Here is a 20,767-nt window from a genome sequence, read left to right as displayed (position 1 = left end):
TCCGGGATGACCAGGAATCCGCCGCACCGGCTCGGCCGTCGCACCGTCCTCTCCGCCACCGCCGCGTCCCTTGGCTGCGCCCTGACGCGCCCTCTGCTTGCTGCCCAACCCGCGGCCGGGACCGCGTTCGACCCGGCATTGCTGGACCGCGCGATCAAACGGGCGGCGGGGCTCGACCAGATCCACGCGCTGGTCATCGGGCGGAACGGCACGGTGGTGTCGGCGGAGGCCTTCCGGGGGCCGGCGGTGAACCGCGCCGTCAACGTCAAGTCGGTGTCCAAAACCATCGCCGCCTCGCTCGCCGGCATCGCCATCGACCGCGGAGTCCTTCGCGGCGTCGATGTGCCGTTGGCCGAGGCGGCGCCGGGACTGGTTCCGGCAGGCGTCGATCCGCGGGTGCGGCGGATCACCATCGCCGACCTTCTGACCATGCAGGCCGGTCTGGAGCCGACCTCCGGGCCGGGCTACGGCCGCTGGATCAACAGCCGCAATTGGGTCGTCGACGCGCTGCGCCGCCCCTTCGTCACCGAGCCGGGCGCTCGGATGCTGTACTCGACCGGGAGCTACCATCTGCTGGGCGCGGCGCTGTCCAGCGCGTCGGGGCGCAGCCTGCTTGACTTGGCGCGGGAGTGGCTGGGCGAGCCGCTGGGAATCGAGGTGCCGTCCTGGACGCGCGACCCGCAGGGCTTCTATCTCGGCGGCAACAACATGGCGCTGTCGCCGCTCGACCTCTTCCGCTTCGGCGAGTTGTGGCGGCAAGGCGGCCTGTGGAACGGACAAACGGTCATCAGCGTCGCCTGGGTGGAGGCGTCGTGGGTGCCGCGCACGCGCTCTCCCTTCTCCGGCGACGAGTACGGGTACGGCTGGTTTCTCGCCGAGGCGAAGGGGTATCGCATCGCCTACGCGCGCGGCTACGGCGGGCAGATGCTCTATCTGGTGCCCGGCCTGGGGCTGACCGTCGTCGTCACCTCCGACCCCAGCCGGCCGGCGCGGTCGGACGGTCATGTCGGCCTTCTCAACGCCCTGCTGACCGACGCGATCATCCCGGCGGCGGAAATGGCCTGACCGACCGGCGGGTCAGGCGGACAGCGCATCGCTGTGCAACCGCCGCATCACGTTCCGTCGCGGCAGCCAAGCCACCAGCACGGCCCCGACTGCTGCCATCGCGGCGACGGTGCCGAGGAAGGCGGCCAGGGGAACAGCGCCTCCGGGGAGGGGCGCGCCGTCGGCAAGGCTGGCGACCACCGCCGCGCCGCCGGCCCAGCCGAGCGGCACCGCGACCGCGGCGACCGCGGCGCCCAGGAGGACGAATTCCAGCACCACCGCCTGGACCATCGAACGCCGCCCGACCCCGAGGGCGTGCAGGATCGCCATCTCTTGAAGCCGCCGCCGGGCGCTGCTGGCGATGGCGCCGAGAAGGACCACGGCCGCCGCGCCGAGGGCGACGGCGGACAGGCCGTCGAGAAGCCCGCGCACGGTCTGGACGGTCGAACCGAGCGTGTCCAGAACCTCCGCCACGCGGATCGTGGGGGCTTGCGGGATCGCCCGCACCACCGCCTCTTCCACTGCGGGAACCGCTTCGGGCGGCGACCAGACGGCGGCAACAAGGCTGTGCGGCGGCGGTTCGGGGAAGGGGGAGAGGAGCACCGGGAAGTCCAGGTCGAGCCGCGTCCAGTCGATGCGCCGGAGATTGGCGACCGTCGCGGTCACCGGGCCGCCCGCCAGGGCCAGCGTTAGGCTGTCGCCCAGCGCCAGCCCCAGCCGGCGGGCGACCTGCGCGTCCAGCGAGGCGAGCGGCGGGCCGGTATAGCCCTTGGGCCACCAACTCCCCGCGACGATCCGGTCGGTGGCGGCGGGGCGGTCGCGCCAGGACAGGCCGCGGTCGCCGCGCACCGCCCAGCCGACGGAACGCGGGACGTCCGCCTCGGTGATGGCGGCGCCGTTGAGGCGGCTTATCCGGGCGTGGAGGAAGGGTGCCGTCTCGACCCGCCCGACGCCGGGCAGGGCGGACAGGCGCTTGCTCAAGCCGATGCCGTCCGGCGGTGGAACGTTCAACACGATGACGGAGGGCGTCTGCGTCGGCAGCGTCGCCGCGACATGGCCGGTCGCCGACCGTCCGACAACACCGACCGCCACCAGCAGGGTCAGGCCGATGCCCAGCGCGACGGCCACCGGGACCGTCGGCGCGCCGGGCCGCCCGAGGTTGGCGACGGCCAGCCGGACCGCCGCCCGCCGCCCGCGCGCCAGTCTGCGGGCCGCCCCGGCGAGCCCCCGCCCCAGCAGCGCGAACGCCGCCCACACCAGCCCGGCGACGAGCAGAAAGCCGGCGACCGCAAGCGGCATGCCCGTCCAGGCGGCGAGCAGACCGGCGAGCGCCAGCCCGAGCAGAGCGACGGCGCCACGGGTCCGCCAGCCCAACGGGGACAAGCCATCCACCGCCCCCCGCCAGATCGCGGCGGGGCTGGTTTCGGCGGCGCGGGCCAGTGGCGGCACGGCGCAGAGCAGGGCCGCCAGCAGCCCGACCGCTCCCGCCAACAGCATGGCCGCCGGATCGACGGCGCCGCCCGTCTCCGGCATCCAGTCGAGAGGCAGCGCGCTCACGGCCATGGCAGCCAGCAGGGCGCCGGTGCCCAGGCCAATCAGCAGCGCCACGCCGACCACCGCCAGCGTCTGGATCAGGAAGGCGGTGAAGAGCAGGCGCGGCGATCCGCCCACAGCCTTCAGTGTCGCCAGGACCGGCAGCCGCCGGGCGAGGTGCGCCGACAGCGCCCGGCTGACGCCGACACCGCCGATCAGCAGGATGGACAGCGACCCGAGAAGGAACAGCGCGCGGGCGAAATGAACGGTGCGGTCCACGCCCGGAATGCCGTGGGCGGCGTCGACGATCCGCCATCCGGCGTCGGGAAAGCGGCGTTCCAGATCGCGCAGGACTTCGTCGGAGCGGGCCGTTTCCGGCAGGAGGAGGCGATAATACCAGTAGACGGGCATCCCCGGCGCCGCGAGGCCCGTTTCGTCCAGCGCCCGGCGGTCGATGACGACACGCGGGCCAAGGGAGAAGGCGCGGAAAGCACGGTCCGGCTCATGTTTCAGAACGGCGCGGATCGCGACCTCGGCCGTTCCGAGCCGCAGCCGGTCGCCGACGCCCAGCGCCAGCGCGTCGAGGAGGTCGGCGGACACCGCCGCTCCCCATCGCCCGTCCCGCTGGGCCAGCGCCTCGGCGAGGGACGCGGCGCCGGACACCGCCGCCGTGCCGACCAGCGGGTAGCTTTCTTCGATCGCCTTCAACTCGATCAGGGCGCGGGCGCTGCCGGTCACCGTCGAGGCGACGGGTCGCAGTTCCGCGGTCTCGCCGACCCTGCCCATCGTGTCGAGGACGGCCCGCTGCTCCGGCGTCGCCGGGGCGTGGAACAGGCGCAGGGACAGATCGCCGCCGACCGCCTCGCGCGCGGTGGCCCGCATTCCGTCCAGCACGCCGCCGCTGAGCGAGCCGACGGCGGCCATCATGGCGGTCCCCAGCGCCACCCCCAGGATGACGATCCAAAGTCCGGCGACGCCGCCCCGCAGGTCCCGCCAAGCCAGCCGCAACGCGATGCGCAGATGAGTCATGGCGGACATATCGTGAAGGTTCCGCCGGCCGGCAACCGGTTCCGTTGCCTACGACGCCCCTCTCCCGTCCCGGGAGAGGGAAGGGGCCCACGCGAAGCGTGGGAAGGGTGAGGGTAAAGCCGAGAATCAGCGCCCTGATCCTCGCACGACCCTCACCCGGCGCCTTCGGCGCCACCCTCTCCCGGGGCGGGAGAGGGGTTGGGCGCCAGATGCAGCCGTCGCCGGTGACGGGCCGGCATGGGATGGGCGGACTGGACCGCCGCTAGGGCACGCAGGCGCTCCGCCAGGGCGGGCGGGAAGGGCGTCACCTTGCGGGTGCCGAGATCGACATGGATCGAGAGCTGTTCCATGGTCGCCGCGACCGTGCCGTTGTCGGCCCGCCGGATCTCCAGCAGGCTCAGCAGCCGCTTGTCGTCGGCGTCGAGCAGGCGCAGGGCTACGTGAAGGGGTGTGCCGGCGCGCAGCTCCCGCCGGTAATGCACCGCCACGTCGACGACGAACAGGCCGAGCCCCTCGTCCCGCGTGTAGGTCTCGCCCAGCCCCCATTGTTCCATCAGGGCGTAGCCGACCTCGTCGAACAGGGCGACGTAGCGCACCATGTTCATGTGGCCGTAGAGGTCGATCCAGCTCTCGTCGACGGTGTGCACGCCGGACAGCAGGATGTCCGGCGGCAGGGCGTGGTCCTGAGTCATGGAAGTGCCTTAGAGGGTGGAGGTCTGGTCCGGCGGGAAGACGCCGCGCAGCCATTGCCGGATGGCGGAGATGACCGGCGTGTTCCAGCGGTGGACCGGGGCGATGAAGTAATAGCCGCCGATGGTCACGTTGCTGTCCACCATCTCCACCAGCTCGCCGTTGGCCAGCGGCTCGGTCACCAGCAGGTCGCTGACCAGCGCCACCCCGCGTCCCAGCCGGGCCGCCTCGATGGTCAGATGCGCCTGCCACAGCCGGGGGCCGCGCAGCCGGGGGATGTCGGCGATGCCGGCCTCCTCCAGCCAGGCTTCCCACATGCCGGTGGACTGCTCGTGGATCAGCGGCAGGCCGACGAGGTCGGCGGGCGTGCGCACGTCGGGGTAGCGCGCCTTGAACTCCGGGCTGGCGATGGCGAGGATGCGCGGCCGCGCGAACATCTCCGAGCGCAGCCCGTCGGCGACGGAGCCGCCGTCCTCAAGATACATGATCTCGGCGTCGGCCTCCTCCCGGCTGAAGTCGGGGCGGGTCGAGGTCGGCTGAAGGATCACCTCCCGCCCGGTCAGCGCTTCCTCCAACTCCGGCAGGCGGGCGAGCAGGCAGCGCGACGCCAGCCCGGCGAGGCAGCAGATGTGCACCGCCTCCATCCCGCCGTTGCGCAGCTCGTTGCTCGCCTCGCCGATCAGGTCGAAGGCGCGGCGGAGCTGGGCGGCGTAGCGGATGCCCTCGCGGGTCAGGGACAGGCCGCGCCCCGACTTCGCCACCAGCTTCACCCCCACCGCCTGCTCCAGATTCTGGATGTGGCGCGACACCACCGTGTGGGACACCGCCAGCTCGTCGGCGGCGGCCCGCACCGTGCCCTGACGGGCGAAGATGTCGAAGGCGCGGAGGGCGAGAAGGGGCGGAAGGCGGCGCGCCATGCGGACCTTTGGGCTGTGGACGGAAGCCGGGGTGAGGCTGGGAGCGATCCCGGCGGCAGTGATTCCGGCAGCAGTATGGAACATTTCCGCCAGCACCGCACGCGCCCCTTCGCCGCCCGCCACCCGCCGCTCTCCCCCCGCGCCGCCCGCCATCACACCACCGCGTCGCGACGGAAGGCGCCGATCTCGTCGGGGCTGAAGCCGAGATCCGCCAGGATGGCGTCGGTGTGCTCGCCCAGCCGCGGCGCCGGGCTTTCGGCGGGCAGGGGAGCCTCCGGCATGGTGATCGGCACGGCGGCGAAGCGCTTGCCCGAGCCTTCCGGCACCTCCACGACCATCTTGCGGTGGACCACCTGGGGGTCGTTCAGCGCGTCCGGCACGCTGTTGATCGGGCTGGCCGGCACGTCGGCGTCCTCCATGGCGTCCAGCCAGGCGTCGCGCCCGCGGGTGAGGAAGACCTCGCGCAGCAGCGGCTCCAACTCCGCATGGTTGGCGTTGCGGGCCGAGCCGGTGGGGAAGCGCGGGTCGGACAGCAGATGCTCCAGCCCCATGGCGTGGCACATCCGGTCCCACTGCTCGTTGGTGTCGACGCAGATGGCGATGGGCTTGTCGGCGGTGGGGAAGGCCTGGAAGGGGGCGATCAGCGGGTGGCGGCTGCCCAGCGCCCGCGGCGTCTCCCCGGCGTTCAGGAAACGGGCGATGGCGTTCTCCATCAGGGCGAGCTGGCAATCGAGCATCGCCACGTCGATGAAGCTGCCCTCGCCGGTGCTCGCCCGCTTCTGCAGGGCGGCAAGGATGCCGACGGCGGCGAACAGGCTCGACCCGATGTCGCCGATCGACGCGCCGACCCGGCAGGGATCGCCGCCCGGCTCGCCGGTGATGCTCATCATCCCGGACATCGCCTGGGCCACCACGTCGAAGCAGGGCCGGTGGCGATAGGGGCCGTCCTGCCCGAAGCCGGAGATCGAAGCGTAGACCAGCCGCGGATTCACCGCCTTCAGATCGTTGTAGCCCAGCCCCAGCCGGTCCATCGCCCCGGCCCGGTTGTTCTCCACCAGCACGTCGCAGGTGGCGACGATTTTTTTGAAAATCTCCTTCCCCTTTTCCTCCTTCAAGTTGAGCGTCAGACTCCGCTTGTTGCGGTTGACGCTGAGGAAGTAAATGCTCTCCTCCTCGCTGAAGGGGGCAATGATGCGAGTGAAATCGCCCTTGCCGGGACGCTCGATCTTGATGACCTCCGCCCCCAGCGCACCGAGCAGCCACGTGCTGTAGGGGCCGGCCAACATGTGCGTGAGATCGACCACGCGCACGCCGGCCAGGGGGCCTTCGCGGCGTTGCGTATCGGTGTTGAGCATGCATGATCCTTCGGATGGCCGGACGCCGCGCAGGCGGTCCGGGCGGGGCCGCGCGCCCGGCTGGAAACCGGTCCGGTCCAGGGCGGCGGCGGGAATGCGATACCCAAAGGCTTGCGCCATGGCGGCCGGAAAACAATCGCTTAGTTTGGCCCAATCCGGTGCATGGAAGGCACCGTTCCGCCGATCCACGCGGTGTGACATTGGTGCGTTCCGTGCACCGGACCGCATCGTTTTTTCTGCTTGTGACACGAACTGTGTCCGGTAGTCTTGATCTTGCCGGGAGCGGATCGGCCTGATCGAAATCTCTGCCGGTCATCGGATAGTCTTCATGATTTCCGAGACGGGCGGTCTCTTTACTCTCATCGCCTGTCCACTGAAGCCGCTCGGCGCGCGTCGCGGCAGCGATGCGCGGCCTTCCACAACCAGGAAAGGACAACCCGCGCGTGATCGATCTTTCGGGAAAGGCGGCCATCGCCGGCGTTTTTGAATCGCCCCGCCGGGATGCGCCGCGCGTCCACCCCTTCGCCCTTCAGATGGAATGCATCCTCGGCGCGCTGGACGACGCCGGGCTGACGCTGAAGGACGTGGACGGGCTGTGCGCGGCCTCCGGCGACTGGGCCGAGGGCGGCAGCACCATGGATGTGGTCGAACTGGCCGAATACATCGGGATCGCGCCGACCTACGTGAACAGCACCGACGTCGGCGGCTGCTCCTACATCCTCCAGGCCGGACAGGCGGCGGCGGCCATCGCCACCGGGCTGGCCGAGGTCGTGGTCATCAGCTACGCCGCCTGCCCGCGCTGGTGGCCGCTGAGCAGCCCGTCCTTCGACCCCTTCGTCTTCCCCGCCGGCCCTGGCCAGTACGAGATTCCCTACGCGCCGACGCTGATTTCCACCTACGGCCTGTTCGCCCGTCGCCATATGGACCTCTATGGCACCACGCCGGAACAGCTTGCCCAGGTGGCCGTGACCTTCCGCGAGCACGCCGCGAAGAATCCCGACGCCCGGCTGCGCAAGCCGATCACGGTGGACGACGTGCTGGCTTCGCCGATGATCGCGTCGCCGCTGCACCGGCTGGACTGCTGCGTGGTGACCGACGGCGGCGGCGCCGTGGTGATGACCAGCCGGGAGCGGGCGCGCGACCTGAAGAAGCCGCCGGTCCATCTGGTCGGCTATGGGGCCGCCGTGGCGCGCACCCAGAACAGCCAGATTCCCGACGACCTGACCACCCCGGCGGCGCTGTCCGGCCCGCGCGCCTTCGCCATGGCGGGGCTGACCCCCGGCGAGATCGACGTGGCGCAGATCTACGACGCCTTCACCATCACGCCGATGCTGGCGCTGGAGGATCTGGGCTTCTGCGCCCGGGGGGAGAGCGGCGCCTTCGTCGCGGACGGCAACCTGACGCTGGGCGGCAGCCTGCCCACCAACACCGACGGCGGCGGTCTGTCCTCCAACCATCCCGGCAAGCGCGGCATCTTCACCCTGATCGAGAGCGTCCGTCAGCTGCGCGGCGAGGGGCCGGGCGTTCAGGTGCCCGACGCCCGCATCGCCCTGGCCCATGGGCTGGGCGGCACCTTCTGCTCCGCCGCCACCGCCATCCTTGCCCGGTAAGGTGCCTGATGACCAGCATGACCACCCCGCCCGTCCAGGACGAGACCTCCGCTCCCTTCTGGGAGGCGGCGCGCGAGGGGCGCTTCCTGATCCAGCGCTGTCCGGAGACCGGGCGCTTCCAGTGGTACCCGCGCGCGCACTCCATCCATGCCCCGCACGCCCGTCCGGAGTGGGTCGAGGCGAGCGGGCGCGGCGAACTGCTGACCTATTCGGTCGTCCATCGCGGCAACCAGCGCGGCGATCCCTACGTCTGCGCCCTGATCCGGCTGGAGGAGGGCGTCACCGTCTTCTCCCGCGTCGAGGGGGTGGCGGAGGCCGATCTGCGGGCCGGGCTGCCGCTCGCCGTGGCCTTCCACCAGCTCGACGAGACCACCAGCCTCCCCGTGTTCCGCCCGCGGACTCCCGACTGAGGGTGCCCTAGAATGACCGCCATCCATCTCGACGACATCAAGCCGGGCGACCGGACGCGCTCCTCGCGCGTCACCGTCACCGAGGCGCACATCGTCTGGTTCGCCGGGCTGACCGGCGACTTCAACCCGCTGCACATGGACGCCGAGGCCGCCAAGGCCAACGGCTTCGGGCGGACCATCGCCCACGGCATGCTGACCCACTCGCTCAGCACCGGGCTGCGCTCCGCCATCGACGACTGGGCGATCCTCGCCTTCCTGGAGACGCGCCGCCGCTTCGTCGGCCCGGTCTTCGCCGGCGACACCGTGCATTACGAGGCGGAGGTGGCGGAGGTCCGCCCCAGCGCCTCCAAGCCCGACCGCGGCATCGTCCGCGTCGCCATCACCGTGAAGAACCAGCGCGGCGAGACCGTGCAGGAGGGCGAGGACGTGCTCTCCATCGCCCGCAAGGAGACGCAGGCATGAGTGCCGCTACCGCACAGTCAAACCGCCTCGCCGGCCGTGTCGCCTTCGTCACCGGCGGCGGCGGCGGCATCGGGCGCGCCGTCTGCGAGCGGCTGGCCGCGGAAGGGTCGGCGGTCGTCGTCGCCGACATCGGGGCCGAGACCGCCGAGAGTGTCGCCGCCGCGCTGCGCGCCGACGGGGCACAGGCCCACGCCACCGCGCTGAACGTCGCCGACCGGGAAAGCTGGGGCGCCGCCGTGACCGGCTTGCCCGAGGCCTTCCGGGGCGTGGACATCATGGTCAATGTCGCCGGCATCGTCCGCGACCGCTCGCTGCCCAAGATGACCGACGCGGAATGGAGCGCCGTCATCGACGTGAACCTGCGCGGCACGTGGCTGGGCTGCCAGACGGCCTTCCGGCTGGTCGGCGACCGCGGCTGGGGGCGCATCGTCAACATCGCCTCCACGGCGATTCTGGGGACCTTCGGGCAGGCCAACTACTCCGCCTCCAAGGCCGGGGTGGTCGGGCTGACCCGCACCGCCGCCCTGGAAGGGGCGCGCCGCGGCATCCTGGTCAACGCCGTCGCTCCGGGGGTCGTGGAGACCGCCATCGTCGAGGGCGTGCCCGACGCGGTGCGCTCGCAATGGCTGGAGAAGACGCCCATCGGGCGCCTGGGCAAGCCGGCGGAGATCGCCGCCGTCGTCGCCTTCCTGGCGTCCGACGACGCGGCCTACGTCACCGGCCAGACCATCGTCGCCGACGGTGGGGCGACCACCGGCGACTACTGATTTCCGCTCAAGAACGAAGAACGACGCCGAAACGGCGGTACCGCAACAACAAGACAGGGATTGGCAACATGATGGAATTCTCGCGCCGCCGCCTTCTCCAGACCGGCGGACTCGTCGGCACCGCCCTGGTGACCGGCGGGCTGGCCGGCACCGCCTTCTCGCGCATCGCGTCGGCGGCGGATGACCCGCTCTATGCCGCGGCGAAGAAGGAAGGCGCCCTAACCCTTTACTGGGGCTCCTACGAGCAGCAGACGATGGAGGCGATCCGCGACGCCTTCAAGGCGAAGTATCCGGGCATCGAGGTCAACCTGCTCCGCCAGGCCTCGCAGACCGTCTACACCCGCCTGCGCATGGAACTGCAGAGCGGCGTCCACGAGTGCGACTCGCTGGGCACCACCAACATGCTGCACTACACCGAGCTGAAGAAGATCGGCGCGCTGGCGCCCTTCGAGCCGGTGGACGGGGTGCACATCCCGGACGCCTTCCGCAACCTCGACCCGGACAAGATGTTCCATGTCGGCGCCATCAGCCTGACCAGCATCAACTACGCGCCGGGCAAGGTGCCGTCCCCGCCGCAGAGCTGGCAGGCGCTGCTGGAGGACCAGTGGCAGGGCAAGATCACCACCGGCAGCCCGGCCTTCTCCGGCGACGTGGCGAACTGGGTGGTCGCCATCCGCCGCAAGTACGGCGACGACTTCCTGCGCGCCTTCGGCAAGCAGAAGCCGAAGGTCGGCCAGTCCAACGTCGACACCGTGACCGACATTCTGGCCGGTGAGCGCGTCGTCGGCTCCGGCGCGCCCTTCAGCTACACGCTGACCCAGAAGGCCGCCGGCAACCCCATCGACGTGGTGGCGCCGTCCGACGACGCGATCCTGAACCTGGGCGTCACCGGCATCCTGGCGAAGGCCCCGCACCCGAACGCCGCCCGGCTGTTCACCAACTTCCTCTATTCCACGGAGGTGTCGATGATCCTCCAGAAGAACTACTGGCCGACGCTGCGCAAGGACGTGCCCTGGGCGGAGGGGCGGTCGCTGGACCAGTTGAAGTGGACCCGCAACACCGGCGACGACCTCGGCCCGGAGGTCGCGGAAGGCATCGCCAAGTGGAAGGAACTGGTGCGCTGATCGCAGATTCCCTCTCCCGTCCCGGGAGAGGGAAGGGGCCCACGCGAAGCGTGGGAAGGGTGAGGGTACCGGCGATGGGACCATATTCAATCATTGGCCGTACCCTCACCCGCCCGCTTCGCGGGCACCCTCTCCCGGGACGGGAGAGGGTTCTGATGGACAATGGAGGCGGACCCTATGGGGGTCATTTCAACGGACAGCCCAGACAGCGCAGCCGCGGCGACCGCGCGCCCGGCGATGGCCCGCGTGCCGCTCGCCAGGACCCTGGTCTTCGGCGCCGTCGCCCTTCTTCTCTTCCTGCTGGTGGTCCTGCCCTTCGGCTGGGTTCTCAACAACAGCTTCCACGACGACCTGACCGGCGCCTGGACGCTCGGCAACTACGCGCGGATCTTCCAGTCGGCGGACCTGCTGGAGCCGCTGTTCAATTCGCTGCTGCTGGCCGTGGCGACCGCGGTGATCGCCGTCGGCATCGGCGTTCCCCTGGCCTGGCTGGTGTCGCGGACCGACCTGCCGTTCCGCCGCACCATCCGCGTGCTGACGCTGACCGCCTTCGTCACGCCGTCCTTCATCGGGGCGACCGGCTGGATTCTGCTGGCCGCGCCCAACTCCGGCTGGCTGAACGCGCTGTGGCGCTCGCTCGCCGGGGCGGAGGCCGGGCCGCTGCTGAACATCTACTCGATGACCGGGGCGATCTTCATCTGCGGCATCTACACCGTGCCCTACAGCTTCACCATGGTGTCGAGCGCGCTCGACGAGATGGCCGTGGAGCTTGAGGACGCCGCCGCCACGCTGGGCTCCGGCACGCTGCGCACCATGCTCAGCATCACCATCCCGCTGGTCACCCCGGCGGTGATCGCCAGCTTCATCCTGTCCTTCATCCAGGGGTTGACGCTGTTCGGCGTCCCGGCGTTCCTGCTGACGCCGACCGGCATCCCGGTGGTGACGACCAAGCTGGCCGAGTTCTACCAGCTCTTCCCGCCGGAAATCTTCCTGGCGGCCGCCTACTGCATGCCGCTGCTGCTGGTCACCGCCATGCTGTTCTGGATGCGCCGCCGCATCCTGGGCCGCAAGCAGTTCGTCACCATCTCCGGCAAGAGCCGGGCGGGGCGGCGGATCGCGCTGGGCGCCGCCCGCTGGCCGGCCTTCGGCGCCGCGCTGCTGCTGCCGCTGGTCTCGGTGTTCCTGCCCTACGCGGCGCTGCTGCTGGTGTCGCTGACCCGCGCCTGGGGCCAGGGCCTGTCGTGGGAGAACCTGTCGCTGCACTGGTACTGGTGGGCGCTGTTCGGCAATTCGGAGACGCACACCGCCATCGTCAACTCGCTGCTGTTCTCGACGCTCGCCGCGACGCTGTGCGTGATGCTCGGCACCGTGGTCGCGTACATCGTGGAGCGGCGGATGGTCTTCGGAGCCAGCCTGTTCGGCGCGGTGGCGACCGTTCCCATCATCATCCCCGGCATCGTCATGTCGGTCGGCTTCTTCGCCGCCTACACGCGGGCGCCGCTGAACCTCTACGGCACGCCGCTCCTGCTGGTGGCGGCCTTCGCGGCGACCTTCCTGCCCATCGCCTACGCCCATGGCGGGTCGATTCTCAAAGGCATCGGGCCGGAGCTGGAGCGCGCCGCGCGCAGCCTGGGCGCGGGGGAGGGGCGGACCTTCCTGTCGATCACCATCCCGCTGATGGGCGGCGGGCTGCTGTCGGGCTGGTTCCTGGTCTTCATCCCGATCATCCGGGAACTGTCGGTGGCGGTCTTCCTCATCACGCCCAAGACCAACGTGATGACCACCCTGATCTACAACGCCAAGGACGGCGGCAATTACGAGGCCGTCTGCGCCATGAGCGTCCTTCTCCTCCTCATCACGCTGGCGCTGGTGGTGGCCGCCGGTCCCCTGACTCGCCTGACCACCGTGCGCCGCACGTCCCGCAAATCCGGCCGTAAAACCGCCCCGGCGGAAGGAGTTCTCCCCACATGAGCGGGATCCGCATCAAGAACCTCCGCAAGTCCTTCGGCACTTACACCGCGCTGCACGGCATCGACCTGCAGGTCCCCAACGGCACGCTGCTGGCCCTGCTCGGCCCGTCGGGCTGCGGCAAGTCCACCACGCTTCAGCTCCTCGCCGGCTTCGAGGCGCCGACGGAGGGCGAGATCTGGGCCGACGACGTGCTGCTGTCCTCGGCGCGCGGCGTGCTGCCGCCGGAGAAGCGCGGCATTTCCCTGGTCTTCCAGAACTACGCGGTGTGGCCGCACAAGACGGTGGCGGAGAACGTCGCCTTCGGCCTCGCCATCCGCCGCCTGCCCAAGGCGGAGATCGCCGAACGGCTGGACCGCACGCTGCGCACCGTCCGGCTGGAGGCGCTGCGCGACCGCTACCCGTCGGAGCTGTCGGGCGGCCAGCAGCAGCGCGTGGCGCTGGCCCGCGCGCTGGCGGTGGAGCCGCGCATCCTCCTGCTCGACGAGCCGCTGTCCAACCTCGACGCCCATCTGCGCGAGGAGATGCGTTTCGAGATCCGGCAGGTCCACGACCTGCTGGGCCTGACCACCGTTTACGTCACCCACGACCAGTCGGAGGCGCTGGTCACCGCCGACCGCATCGCCGTCATGAAGTCGGGCCACCTCCAACAGCTCGGCTCGCCGGAGGACATCTTCGAGCGGCCGTCCAACGCCTTCGTCGCCACCTTCATCGGCGCCAACAACGAGCTGGCCGGGACCAGCGAGGGCAACGGCGCCATCCGCGTCGGCAGCCATGTGCTGACCGCGCCCGACCGCAGCGGCGCGGCGCATGGCGGGACGGTGTCGCTGTGCGTGCGCCCCTCCCAGGTCCGGCTGTTCGGCGCCGAGGAGACGGGATTGCCGGCTGAGGGCTGCAACGTGCTGTCTGGCACGGTCCAGCGCTCCGCCTATCTGGGCGAGTACCGCGACGTGCTGGTGGATCTGGGGGGCAGGCGGACGCTGCGCGCCTTCATTCCGCCCGCGCAGAGCTTTGCTCCGGGCAGCGTGGTGACGGCGCTTCTCCCCATCGGCTCCTGCCAGATCCTCGGGCCGGCGGCCTGAACCCAAGAAAGTTCCGAACGATGACCATCGCCACGACCGGCGAGGCCGAAGCCTTGCCCGAAATCCTGACCGAGCGGCGCGGCGCCGTCCAGTGGGTGATCTTCAACCGGCCCAAGGCGCGCAACGCCATCACCCCCTGGATGGAGGACCGGCTGATCGAGATTTGCCGGGAGGTCGACGCTGACCCGGCGGTGAAGGCCCTGGTGCTGACCGGGGCCGCCGGCGACAAGCCCGCCTTCATGGCCGGCGCCGACCTGTCCTGCCTGCAAAGCGTCAAGACTCCGGAGGACTACACGATCCTGGAGGACCGCGCGGAGACCGCGGCGATGGCGCTGGAGGCGGTGCGCGTTCCCACCATCGCCGCCCTGGCCGGCGCCTGCGTGGGGGAGGGGGCTCTGCTCGCCGCCTGCTGCGACGTGCGCATCGGCACGCCGTCGGTGCGCTTCGGTTTCCCCATCGCCCGCACGGTCGGCAACTGTCTGAGCATCAAGAACCTCGCCCGGCTGGCCGCCATCCTCGGCACCGCGCGGACCAAGGAGATGATTTTCAGCGCCCGCCTGCTGAGTGCCGACGACTTGGCCGGCGCCGGCGCCCTGCGCGGCGTCGTGCCGGACGACGACCTCACCGACCGCACCCAGGAACTGGCCGAGGAACTGGCGAGCCTCGCCCCGCTGACCCTGTGGACGACGCGCGAGGCGCTGCGCCGTTGGCGCGACCATGGGCTGCCGGCGGACGGCGACGCCGACCTGCTGCGCCTCTGCTACCTCTCCGCCGACTATCAGGAGGGCATCGCGGCCTTCCTGGAGAAGCGCCGCCCGGTCTGGGTGGGGCAGTAGGGGCGTCCGCGGCGGCGTCAAACCCCTCTCCCGCCCCGGGAGAGGGTGGCCCGCAGGGCCGGGTGAGGGGCGTGCGAGGATCAAGGCACGGATTCTTGACGGCACCCTCACCCTTCCCACGCTTCGCGCGGGCCCATCCCCTCTCCCGGGACGGGAGAGGGGATGTCCTTGCCGCCATCCATACCCTTCACTATCCTGGCGCCGCACCACGCGCCCGTGCGGGCGTTCAGCCGCCATGGGACCCGCCTGTCATGCCGACCACGCCCGACGACCTTCCGAGCGGCGCCCCCGACGTTGCGGCGCTGGAGCGGCGGTTGCGGGCCACCCCCGACGATCTCCCGGCGACGCAGGAGTTGGCGGGGCTGCTGTTCCGGGCCGGCCGTGCGGCCGACGCCGAGCCTCACGCCCGCAACGCGGTCCGTCTGGCGCCGGAGGACGCGCGCTCCCACACGCTGATGGCGCTGGTGCTGGCCGACACCCACCGGCCCCAGGCGGCCGAGTTTCATTACCGCCGGGCGCTGGCTCTGGCGCCGCCGGACGCCGCGACGGTGGCCAACCTCGCCTGGAGCCTGAACCGGCAGGGCCGGCTGGAGGAGGCGCGGCGGACCTACCGCCGGGCCGCGGCGCTGCACCCGTCCATCGCCCTGACCTGGCACGGCTGGGCGCAGACCGAGGACGCCGCCCGCGACCTCTCCGCCGCGCAACGGTTGGTGGACCGCGCCCGGCGTCTCGACCCCGGCCATCGTGGCGCCGACACCTTCGCGGCGGCCCTGCTGGCCCGGCAAGGGGCTGGAGAGCAGGCGCTTGCCGTCCTGGACGCCTCGGCCGCCCGTCATGGCGCTGCCGACCCCGATGCGCTGCTGGAGACGGGGCGCATTCTCGACCGGCTGGGCCGCCACGACGAAGCCTTCGCCGCCTTCGCCGCCGGCAAGGCGCTGCTGCGGCAGGCTGGGCGCCGCTACGGCGAGGAGGAGGCGGTGGACCTCATCGCGCGCCTCGCCACCTTCTTCGTGGCGCCGCGCCTGCGCCTGATGCCGCAGCCCGCCACGCCCGCCGCCGGGCCACAGCCGGTCTTCATCGCCGGTGCCCCGCGCTCCGGCACCACGCTGGTCGAGCAGATCCTCTCCAGCCATCCGGCCATCGCCGCCGGAGACGAGCTTCCGTCGCTCGGCGCGGTGGTCCGGGCGTTGCCGCAGACGTTGGGCAGTCCGCTCGGCTATCCCGAAGCGCTGTCGGAGCTGTGGATGGGCGACCAGCGCGACGGGCTGGAGCGGCTGCGCGACGTCTACCTGCGCCACGCCCGCAAGCTGGTTCCGGCCAAGCCCGGCCACACGCTGTTCACCGACAAGATGCCCTTCAACGAGACGCATCTCGGCCTGATCGCGCTGATGTTCCCAGGCGCGCCGGTTGTGCATGTGCTGCGCCACCCGCTGGACGTCGTGCTGTCGATGATGGGCACCAACCTGACCCACGGCTTCCATTGCGCCAACGATGTCGAGACAGCGGCCCGCCACGTCCTGCGGATGTTCGATCTGGTCGAGCATTACCGGCGGGAGATGCCGCTGCGTTACCTGCCGCTGCGCTACGAGGATATGGTCCGGGAACCGGAACCGGCGGTGCGGCGCTTGCTGGGCTTCCTCGGGCTGGGCTTCGACCGGCGCTGCCTGCGCTTCGAGGAGAACCGGCGCCACGCCCGCACGCCCAGCCACGCCCAGGTCGCGGAAAAGCTCTACAGCCGCTCCGTCGGCCGCTACCGCGCCTACATGGACCATCTGAAGCCGGCGGTTCCGATCCTGGAGCCGGTCATTCTCGGCCTGGGCTACAGCCTGTAGCATGCCACCAACGCCCCCGTCCGACAGCGACCTCTGCGAAATCCGCCGCCGCGACGGCCGGCTGGACGAGGCCGCCGCCCATGGCCGCCGGGCCGTCGCGCTCGACCCCGGCGACGCGGCGGGCTGGTACAATCTGGGGGTGGCGCTCTACGACCGGCTGGAGATCGCGGCGGCCATATCGTGCGAGCGCCGCGCCATCCGGCTCGCCCCGGACGCGCCGGGTCCGCATTTCGAACTGGCCGAGGGGTTGCTGCTCTCCGGCCAGTGGGAGGAGGGGTGGCGCGAATATGAATGGCGCTGGCGCCTTCCCGGCGTGCCGCCGCTGATTCCGCCCGCCATTCTGGAGCGGCATGGGCACACCGCCGCACAGTCCTGGGATGGCCGCCCCTTGCCCGAGGGCACCCTGCTGCTGGTCGCTGACCAGGGCTTCGGCGACACCATCCAGTTCACCCGTTACCTGCCGATGGCGGCGGCGCTCTGCCCCAATCTCGTGGTCGCCTGCAGCTCGGACATGCGGCCGGTGATCCGGTCCCTTCCCGGCGGTTACCGGACGGTCACCGACTGGGAGGAGGCGCCTCCCTTCGCCGCCCACGCCGCGCTGTCCAGCCTGCCGGGGCTGTTCGACACGAGGCCCGACAGCATTCCGCCGCCGCTCCCCGGCCTGCTGGCCGAGCCGGAGCGGGTGGAGCGCTGGACGGATCGCCTGGACGGGCTGCTGCCCCGCGGCTACCGCCGCGTCGGGCTGGTTTGGGCCGGGCGCCCGACCCATGGCAACGACCGCAACCGCTCCCTGCCTCTCGCGCGGTTGGCTCCATTCTTCACGCTGGAAAAAACGGTTTTGGTGTCGCTCCAGAAAGGGCCGGCGCAGGCCGAGGCCGCCCGCTATTACGGGACGGCACCGCTGGTCGGTCTGGGGCCGGAGCTGGAGAGTTTCGCCGACACCATGGCGGTGCTGGCGCGGCTCGACCATGTGGTCTGCGTGGATACGGCGGTTGCCCATCTGGCCGGGGCGATGGGGCGTCCGACCGCGCTGCTGCTGCCCCACGCGCCGGATTGGCGCTGGCTGCTCGGGCGTGGCGGCACGCCTTGGTATCCCACCGTCACCCTGCACCGGCAGCCGGCGCCCGGACGGTGGGAGGAGGCCATCCGCGGCGCCGTCGCCGCGGTGACCGGAAGCAACATCAGGGCTTCAGGGCGGCCAGCCCTTCGGTGATGCCCTTGGTGGAGATTGGGAAGGCCACGGCCTGCGTCCCGCCATAGGGGCGGACGGTGATCTGCGCCCCTTTGGAGCGGCGCAACGCGGTCAGCGTCGCCTCGTCCATCGGGGCGTTGGCGAGGCAGCCGTCCTGGATGCACTGTTGGTAGGTCATCGGCAGCGGCTTGCCGTCGTCGATGGTCAGCGCCGCCCCGGCGCGCAGGTCGACGCCCAGCGGCAGGATCACCACCATCACCCCTTTGCCGTCGGGGGCGAAATAGCCCACCGACGCCTTGAGGATGCGGGTCGCCTGCTTTGCCTCCTTGTTCTCCATCACGCGGGTCTGCGAGAGGAAGCAGCGCGGCTTGCCGTCGGGGGGCGTCTCGCATTCGGTCTGCCAGTCGCCGAAGGACTTGCCCGGCTCCACCGCACCGGCGGTCGCCCCGCCTGCGAGGAGGAGGGGGAGCGCCGCCAGCGCCCCCGTGATGATGGCCTTGCGCATCGCCGTCCTGGTCCTCACAGCTTCCACTTCAGGCCGGCGGTCGCCGACACCGTGTTTTCGCGGGCGCGGATCGCGTCCTGAACGTCGATGGAGGCGGTCAGCCGGTCGTCCAGAGCCACGCCCAGCCCGGCGCCGATCACCAGGGCGTCGCGGCCCGGCTTGCTGGCGTCGGCGGTGAAGGCCACGCCGCCCAGCCGGTTGGTGGTGGAGGCCGTCGCGTCGGCGAAGTCATGCTCCCACGCCAGGGCGGCGTTCGGCAGCAGGCGCCAGCCGCCCACGGTCACGCTGGTGCCGGCGCGCACGCCGACCGCGCTGCGCAGACCGGTCCAGCCCGCCGCCTCGACGTCCAGCGCCACGCCGCCGCCGGACTCGCGGAACGCCTCGCGGGTGATGCGGTCGAAGCGCAGGCCGGCCCGCGGCTCGATCCAGGCGTTGTCCGACCCGGCGAAGGCCATGCGGTGCCCGGCGGCGATCTCCACCGAGAAATCATGGCCGTCCGCACTGCCGCTGGCGCCCTGGCCCAGCGTGCCGAAGGCGATGCCGCGCGAGGCGTCGTAGTTGGCGTAGCCGTAGCCGATTGCGCCTTCGATGTAGGGGCTGTCCGCCGTGCCGCGCAGGTTCCAGGAGCCGTAGAGCGTCGCTTGGTAGCTGTCCACGTCGGCCTTGCCCAGCCCGTCGCGCGAGGTGACGCGGTTGCGCAGATAGCCGAGCGCCACGCCGCCGTTCACGCCGTTCTCATAGCTGTGGTCGGCGCCCAGCAGGAAGCCGCCGATCCGCTCGGTGGTGCCGGCGGCGTTGCCGTCCGAGCCGGTCCGGCTGTAGGCCGCCAGCGGCTGGCCCCACACGCCGCCCGACCCACGGGTCTCGCCCGTCTCGCCAACCGCGAGCGTGCCGTTGCCGCCACCGGCCAGCCGGACGCCGGAGGAGGACGCCGCGCCGCCGCGCAGCGCCGACAGGCGGCCTTCCACCGCGCTGCCGAAGAGGCGGCGGTTGGTGCGGTCGGCGGCCAGCGTGTCGGCGTGCAGCTTGCCCGACAACTGGTCGAGCGCCCCGGCGATGCCGCTGCCCGGCAGGCCGTAGAGGCCGCTGAACAACGGGGCGGCGACGCCCTCCAGTCGTGCTCCGGCGGCGGGACGCAGCGCGTCCACCGCCGCGCCGGCGGCCTGCTGGTTGCGCGTGCCGCCGCGGACCGCGTAGTTGGTCGGCGTGACCACCAGCCGGACGGTGGTGGCGTCGTACAGCGTGTCGAGGCGGGTGCCGGCCTCCAGCCCCGCCACCGGCTGCGTCACCGCGGCGAAGCCGCCGGTCACGCCGCCGTCCGCCTGGACAATGGTGAAGCTTTGCCCCAGCGTGGCGGTGTAGGCGTTGGTCGCGTCGCCGCTGATGCCGCGCAGCACCGGAGCCAGCGTGCCGGCGGCGGTGAAGGACGCCCCCTGCACCCGGATCTGGTCGTGGTTGCCAGCGCCGAAGCCGGCGGTGGGGCCATCGATTTCGGCGTTCAGAACACTGGTGCCGGTCAGCGTCACCGCGGACTGGAAGGTCAGCACGCCGGGAGAGTTGCCAGGCGACAGGGTGCCGGACAGCGTGGCTGGGCCGCGGACGGTGCCGCCGCCGCTGAAGGTCGAGCCGGCGCTGGTGGTCAGCGAGCCGGAAACCACGCCGTTCACGGAAACCGACCCGCCGTTCCCCACATTGACCGCGCCGGTGGTGCCGGTGGCCGCCACGGTGACGGTGCCGTCGTTCACCGTGACCGGGGCCATGACGGCGCCGGCCAGGGTGGCGCTGCCGCCGGAGGTCACGGTGACCGCGCCGTTGACCGCGCCATAGGCGGCGACGGTCAGGGTGCCGCCCTGCACCGCCAGTGTGCCGCCGACGCCGCCGCCCTCGACGACGGTCATGGCGCCGCCGCGGGCCACCGTCACCGGGACGGCCACGACGCCGCCGACCGTGGCGCTGCCGCCGTTGTTCAGGGCCAGAGTGCCGCCCGCGACCACGCCGCTCTTGGCGATGGTCAGGGCTGCGCCGTCGCCGACCGACAGGCCGCCGGCGTTTGCGAGCTGGCCGGAAACGACCACCGCGCCGGAGCCGGACGCGGCCAGCGCGCCGCTGCCGCCGACGGCGCCGGCCAGGGTGACGGTGCTGCCGTCCGGCGTGATGGTGCCGCCACGGTCGGTCACGGTGACCGACTGGCCGACCGTCAGCGGCGAGGCTGGGCGCAGCGTTCCGCCGTCGAACGTGACCGAGCTGCCCTGGACCGCGCCGTCATTGTTGGTGAAGCTGGGACGGCTGGTGTCGATCACAGCAGTCGCCGGAGGCGTGGGCGTCGGAATTGGGAGCGGGGCCGGTTCAGGGCCTGGGTTCGGGGCGGGATCGGGGTTGGGGGTTGGGGTGGGATCGGGGTTCGGAGTGGG

At 71.5% G+C, this 20,767-nt stretch carries 17 protein-coding genes; 11 read left to right on the top strand and 6 right to left on the bottom strand.

The features are described 5' to 3' along the window. Positions 1 to 6: 6 nt before the first annotated feature. Positions 7 to 1,065 carry a serine hydrolase domain-containing protein gene (locus ACFPMG_RS19280; RefSeq protein ID WP_376996685.1) on the top strand — a complete coding sequence of 353 codons (1,059 nt, stop codon included), beginning with the start codon at positions 7 to 9 and terminating at the stop codon, positions 1,063 to 1,065. Between the two features lie 12 nt (positions 1,066 to 1,077). Here ACFPMG_RS19280 and ACFPMG_RS19275 read toward each other — a convergent pair whose 3' ends face one another. The 4 genes from ACFPMG_RS19275 to ACFPMG_RS19260 all read right to left on the bottom strand — a co-directional run bounded on the left by ACFPMG_RS19275 (position 1,078) and on the right by ACFPMG_RS19260 (position 6,568). Continuing rightward, the gene (locus ACFPMG_RS19275) at positions 1,078 to 3,615 is read right to left on the bottom strand and encodes an ABC transporter permease (RefSeq protein ID WP_376996684.1); all 2,538 of its coding nucleotides are present in this window, start codon (positions 3,613 to 3,615) and stop codon (positions 1,078 to 1,080) included. A 143-nt stretch (positions 3,616 to 3,758) separates the two neighbouring features. Continuing rightward, a complete protein-coding gene (locus ACFPMG_RS19270) occupies positions 3,759 to 4,298 on the bottom strand; it encodes a thioesterase family protein (protein WP_376996683.1) in 540 nt (179 codons plus the stop codon). A 9-nt stretch (positions 4,299 to 4,307) separates the two neighbouring features. Beyond that, positions 4,308 to 5,213 (bottom strand): LysR substrate-binding domain-containing protein, encoded by a 906-nt coding sequence (locus ACFPMG_RS19265; RefSeq protein WP_094305700.1) that lies wholly within the window; start codon positions 5,211 to 5,213, stop codon positions 4,308 to 4,310. A gap of 152 nt (positions 5,214 to 5,365) precedes the next feature. Beyond that, positions 5,366 to 6,568 (bottom strand): CaiB/BaiF CoA transferase family protein, encoded by a 1,203-nt coding sequence (locus ACFPMG_RS19260; protein ID WP_376996682.1) that lies wholly within the window; start codon positions 6,566 to 6,568, stop codon positions 5,366 to 5,368. Between the two features lie 443 nt (positions 6,569 to 7,011). On the opposite strand from ACFPMG_RS19260, the gene ACFPMG_RS19255 reads away from it, so the two are divergent. From ACFPMG_RS19255 to ACFPMG_RS19210, 10 genes are all read left to right on the top strand, one after another. Continuing rightward, positions 7,012 to 8,178, top strand: a complete 1,167-nt coding sequence (locus ACFPMG_RS19255) for an acetyl-CoA acetyltransferase (RefSeq protein WP_376996681.1) — start codon at positions 7,012 to 7,014, stop codon at positions 8,176 to 8,178. Positions 8,179 to 8,186: 8 nt separating this feature from the next. Next, complete coding sequence (locus tag ACFPMG_RS19250; protein WP_349620110.1) at positions 8,187 to 8,588, top strand: Zn-ribbon domain-containing OB-fold protein; 402 nt, start codon at positions 8,187 to 8,189, stop codon at positions 8,586 to 8,588. 12 nt (positions 8,589 to 8,600) lie between these two features. Next, a complete protein-coding gene (locus ACFPMG_RS19245; protein ID WP_376996680.1) occupies positions 8,601 to 9,050 on the top strand; it encodes a MaoC family dehydratase in 450 nt (149 codons plus the stop codon). After that, positions 9,047 to 9,817: a 3-oxoacyl-ACP reductase FabG gene (gene fabG / locus ACFPMG_RS19240; RefSeq protein WP_376996679.1), complete on the top strand. Its 771-nt coding sequence runs from the start codon at positions 9,047 to 9,049 to the stop codon at positions 9,815 to 9,817. The genes ACFPMG_RS19245 and fabG overlap by 4 nt, the downstream gene beginning before the upstream one ends. Positions 9,818 to 9,885: 68 nt before the next feature. After that, positions 9,886 to 10,941: an ABC transporter substrate-binding protein gene (locus ACFPMG_RS19235; protein WP_349620108.1), complete on the top strand. Its 1,056-nt coding sequence runs from the start codon at positions 9,886 to 9,888 to the stop codon at positions 10,939 to 10,941. Between the two features lie 177 nt (positions 10,942 to 11,118). Then, positions 11,119 to 12,912, top strand: coding sequence for an ABC transporter permease (locus ACFPMG_RS19230; protein WP_376996678.1), 1,794 nt, complete (start codon positions 11,119 to 11,121; stop codon positions 12,910 to 12,912). Then, positions 12,909 to 13,991, top strand: coding sequence for an ABC transporter ATP-binding protein (locus tag ACFPMG_RS19225; RefSeq protein ID WP_376996677.1), 1,083 nt, complete (start codon positions 12,909 to 12,911; stop codon positions 13,989 to 13,991). The genes ACFPMG_RS19230 and ACFPMG_RS19225 overlap by 4 nt, the downstream gene beginning before the upstream one ends. 20 nt (positions 13,992 to 14,011) lie before the next feature. Further along, on the top strand, positions 14,012 to 14,827 hold the full coding sequence (locus ACFPMG_RS19220; RefSeq protein WP_376996676.1) for an enoyl-CoA hydratase: 816 nt from the start codon (positions 14,012 to 14,014) through the stop codon (positions 14,825 to 14,827). A gap of 251 nt (positions 14,828 to 15,078) precedes the next feature. Next, a complete protein-coding gene (locus tag ACFPMG_RS19215; protein ID WP_376996675.1) occupies positions 15,079 to 16,659 on the top strand; it encodes a tetratricopeptide repeat-containing sulfotransferase family protein in 1,581 nt (526 codons plus the stop codon). Position 16,660: 1 nt separating this feature from the next. Beyond that, a complete protein-coding gene (locus tag ACFPMG_RS19210) occupies positions 16,661 to 17,872 on the top strand; it encodes a glycosyltransferase family 9 protein (protein WP_376996674.1) in 1,212 nt (403 codons plus the stop codon). Here ACFPMG_RS19210 and ACFPMG_RS19205 read toward each other — a convergent pair. Beyond that, on the bottom strand, positions 17,841 to 18,356 hold the full coding sequence (locus ACFPMG_RS19205; RefSeq protein WP_376996673.1) for an invasion associated locus B family protein: 516 nt from the start codon (positions 18,354 to 18,356) through the stop codon (positions 17,841 to 17,843). The two genes, ACFPMG_RS19210 and ACFPMG_RS19205, sit on opposite strands and share 32 nt — an antisense overlap. A gap of 14 nt (positions 18,357 to 18,370) precedes the next feature. Continuing rightward, entirely contained in the window at positions 18,371 to 20,656 is a 2,286-nt protein-coding gene (locus tag ACFPMG_RS19200) for an autotransporter outer membrane beta-barrel domain-containing protein (RefSeq protein WP_376996672.1), read from the bottom strand. Positions 20,657 to 20,767: the final 111 nt, after the last annotated feature.

The sequence above is a fragment of the Azospirillum himalayense genome, assembly GCF_042657465.1.
Lineage (GTDB): Bacteria > Pseudomonadota > Alphaproteobacteria > Azospirillales > Azospirillaceae > Azospirillum > Azospirillum himalayense.
Note: the sequence above shows the minus strand (reverse complement) of the source record. Positions and strands in the feature narration are given on the sequence as shown.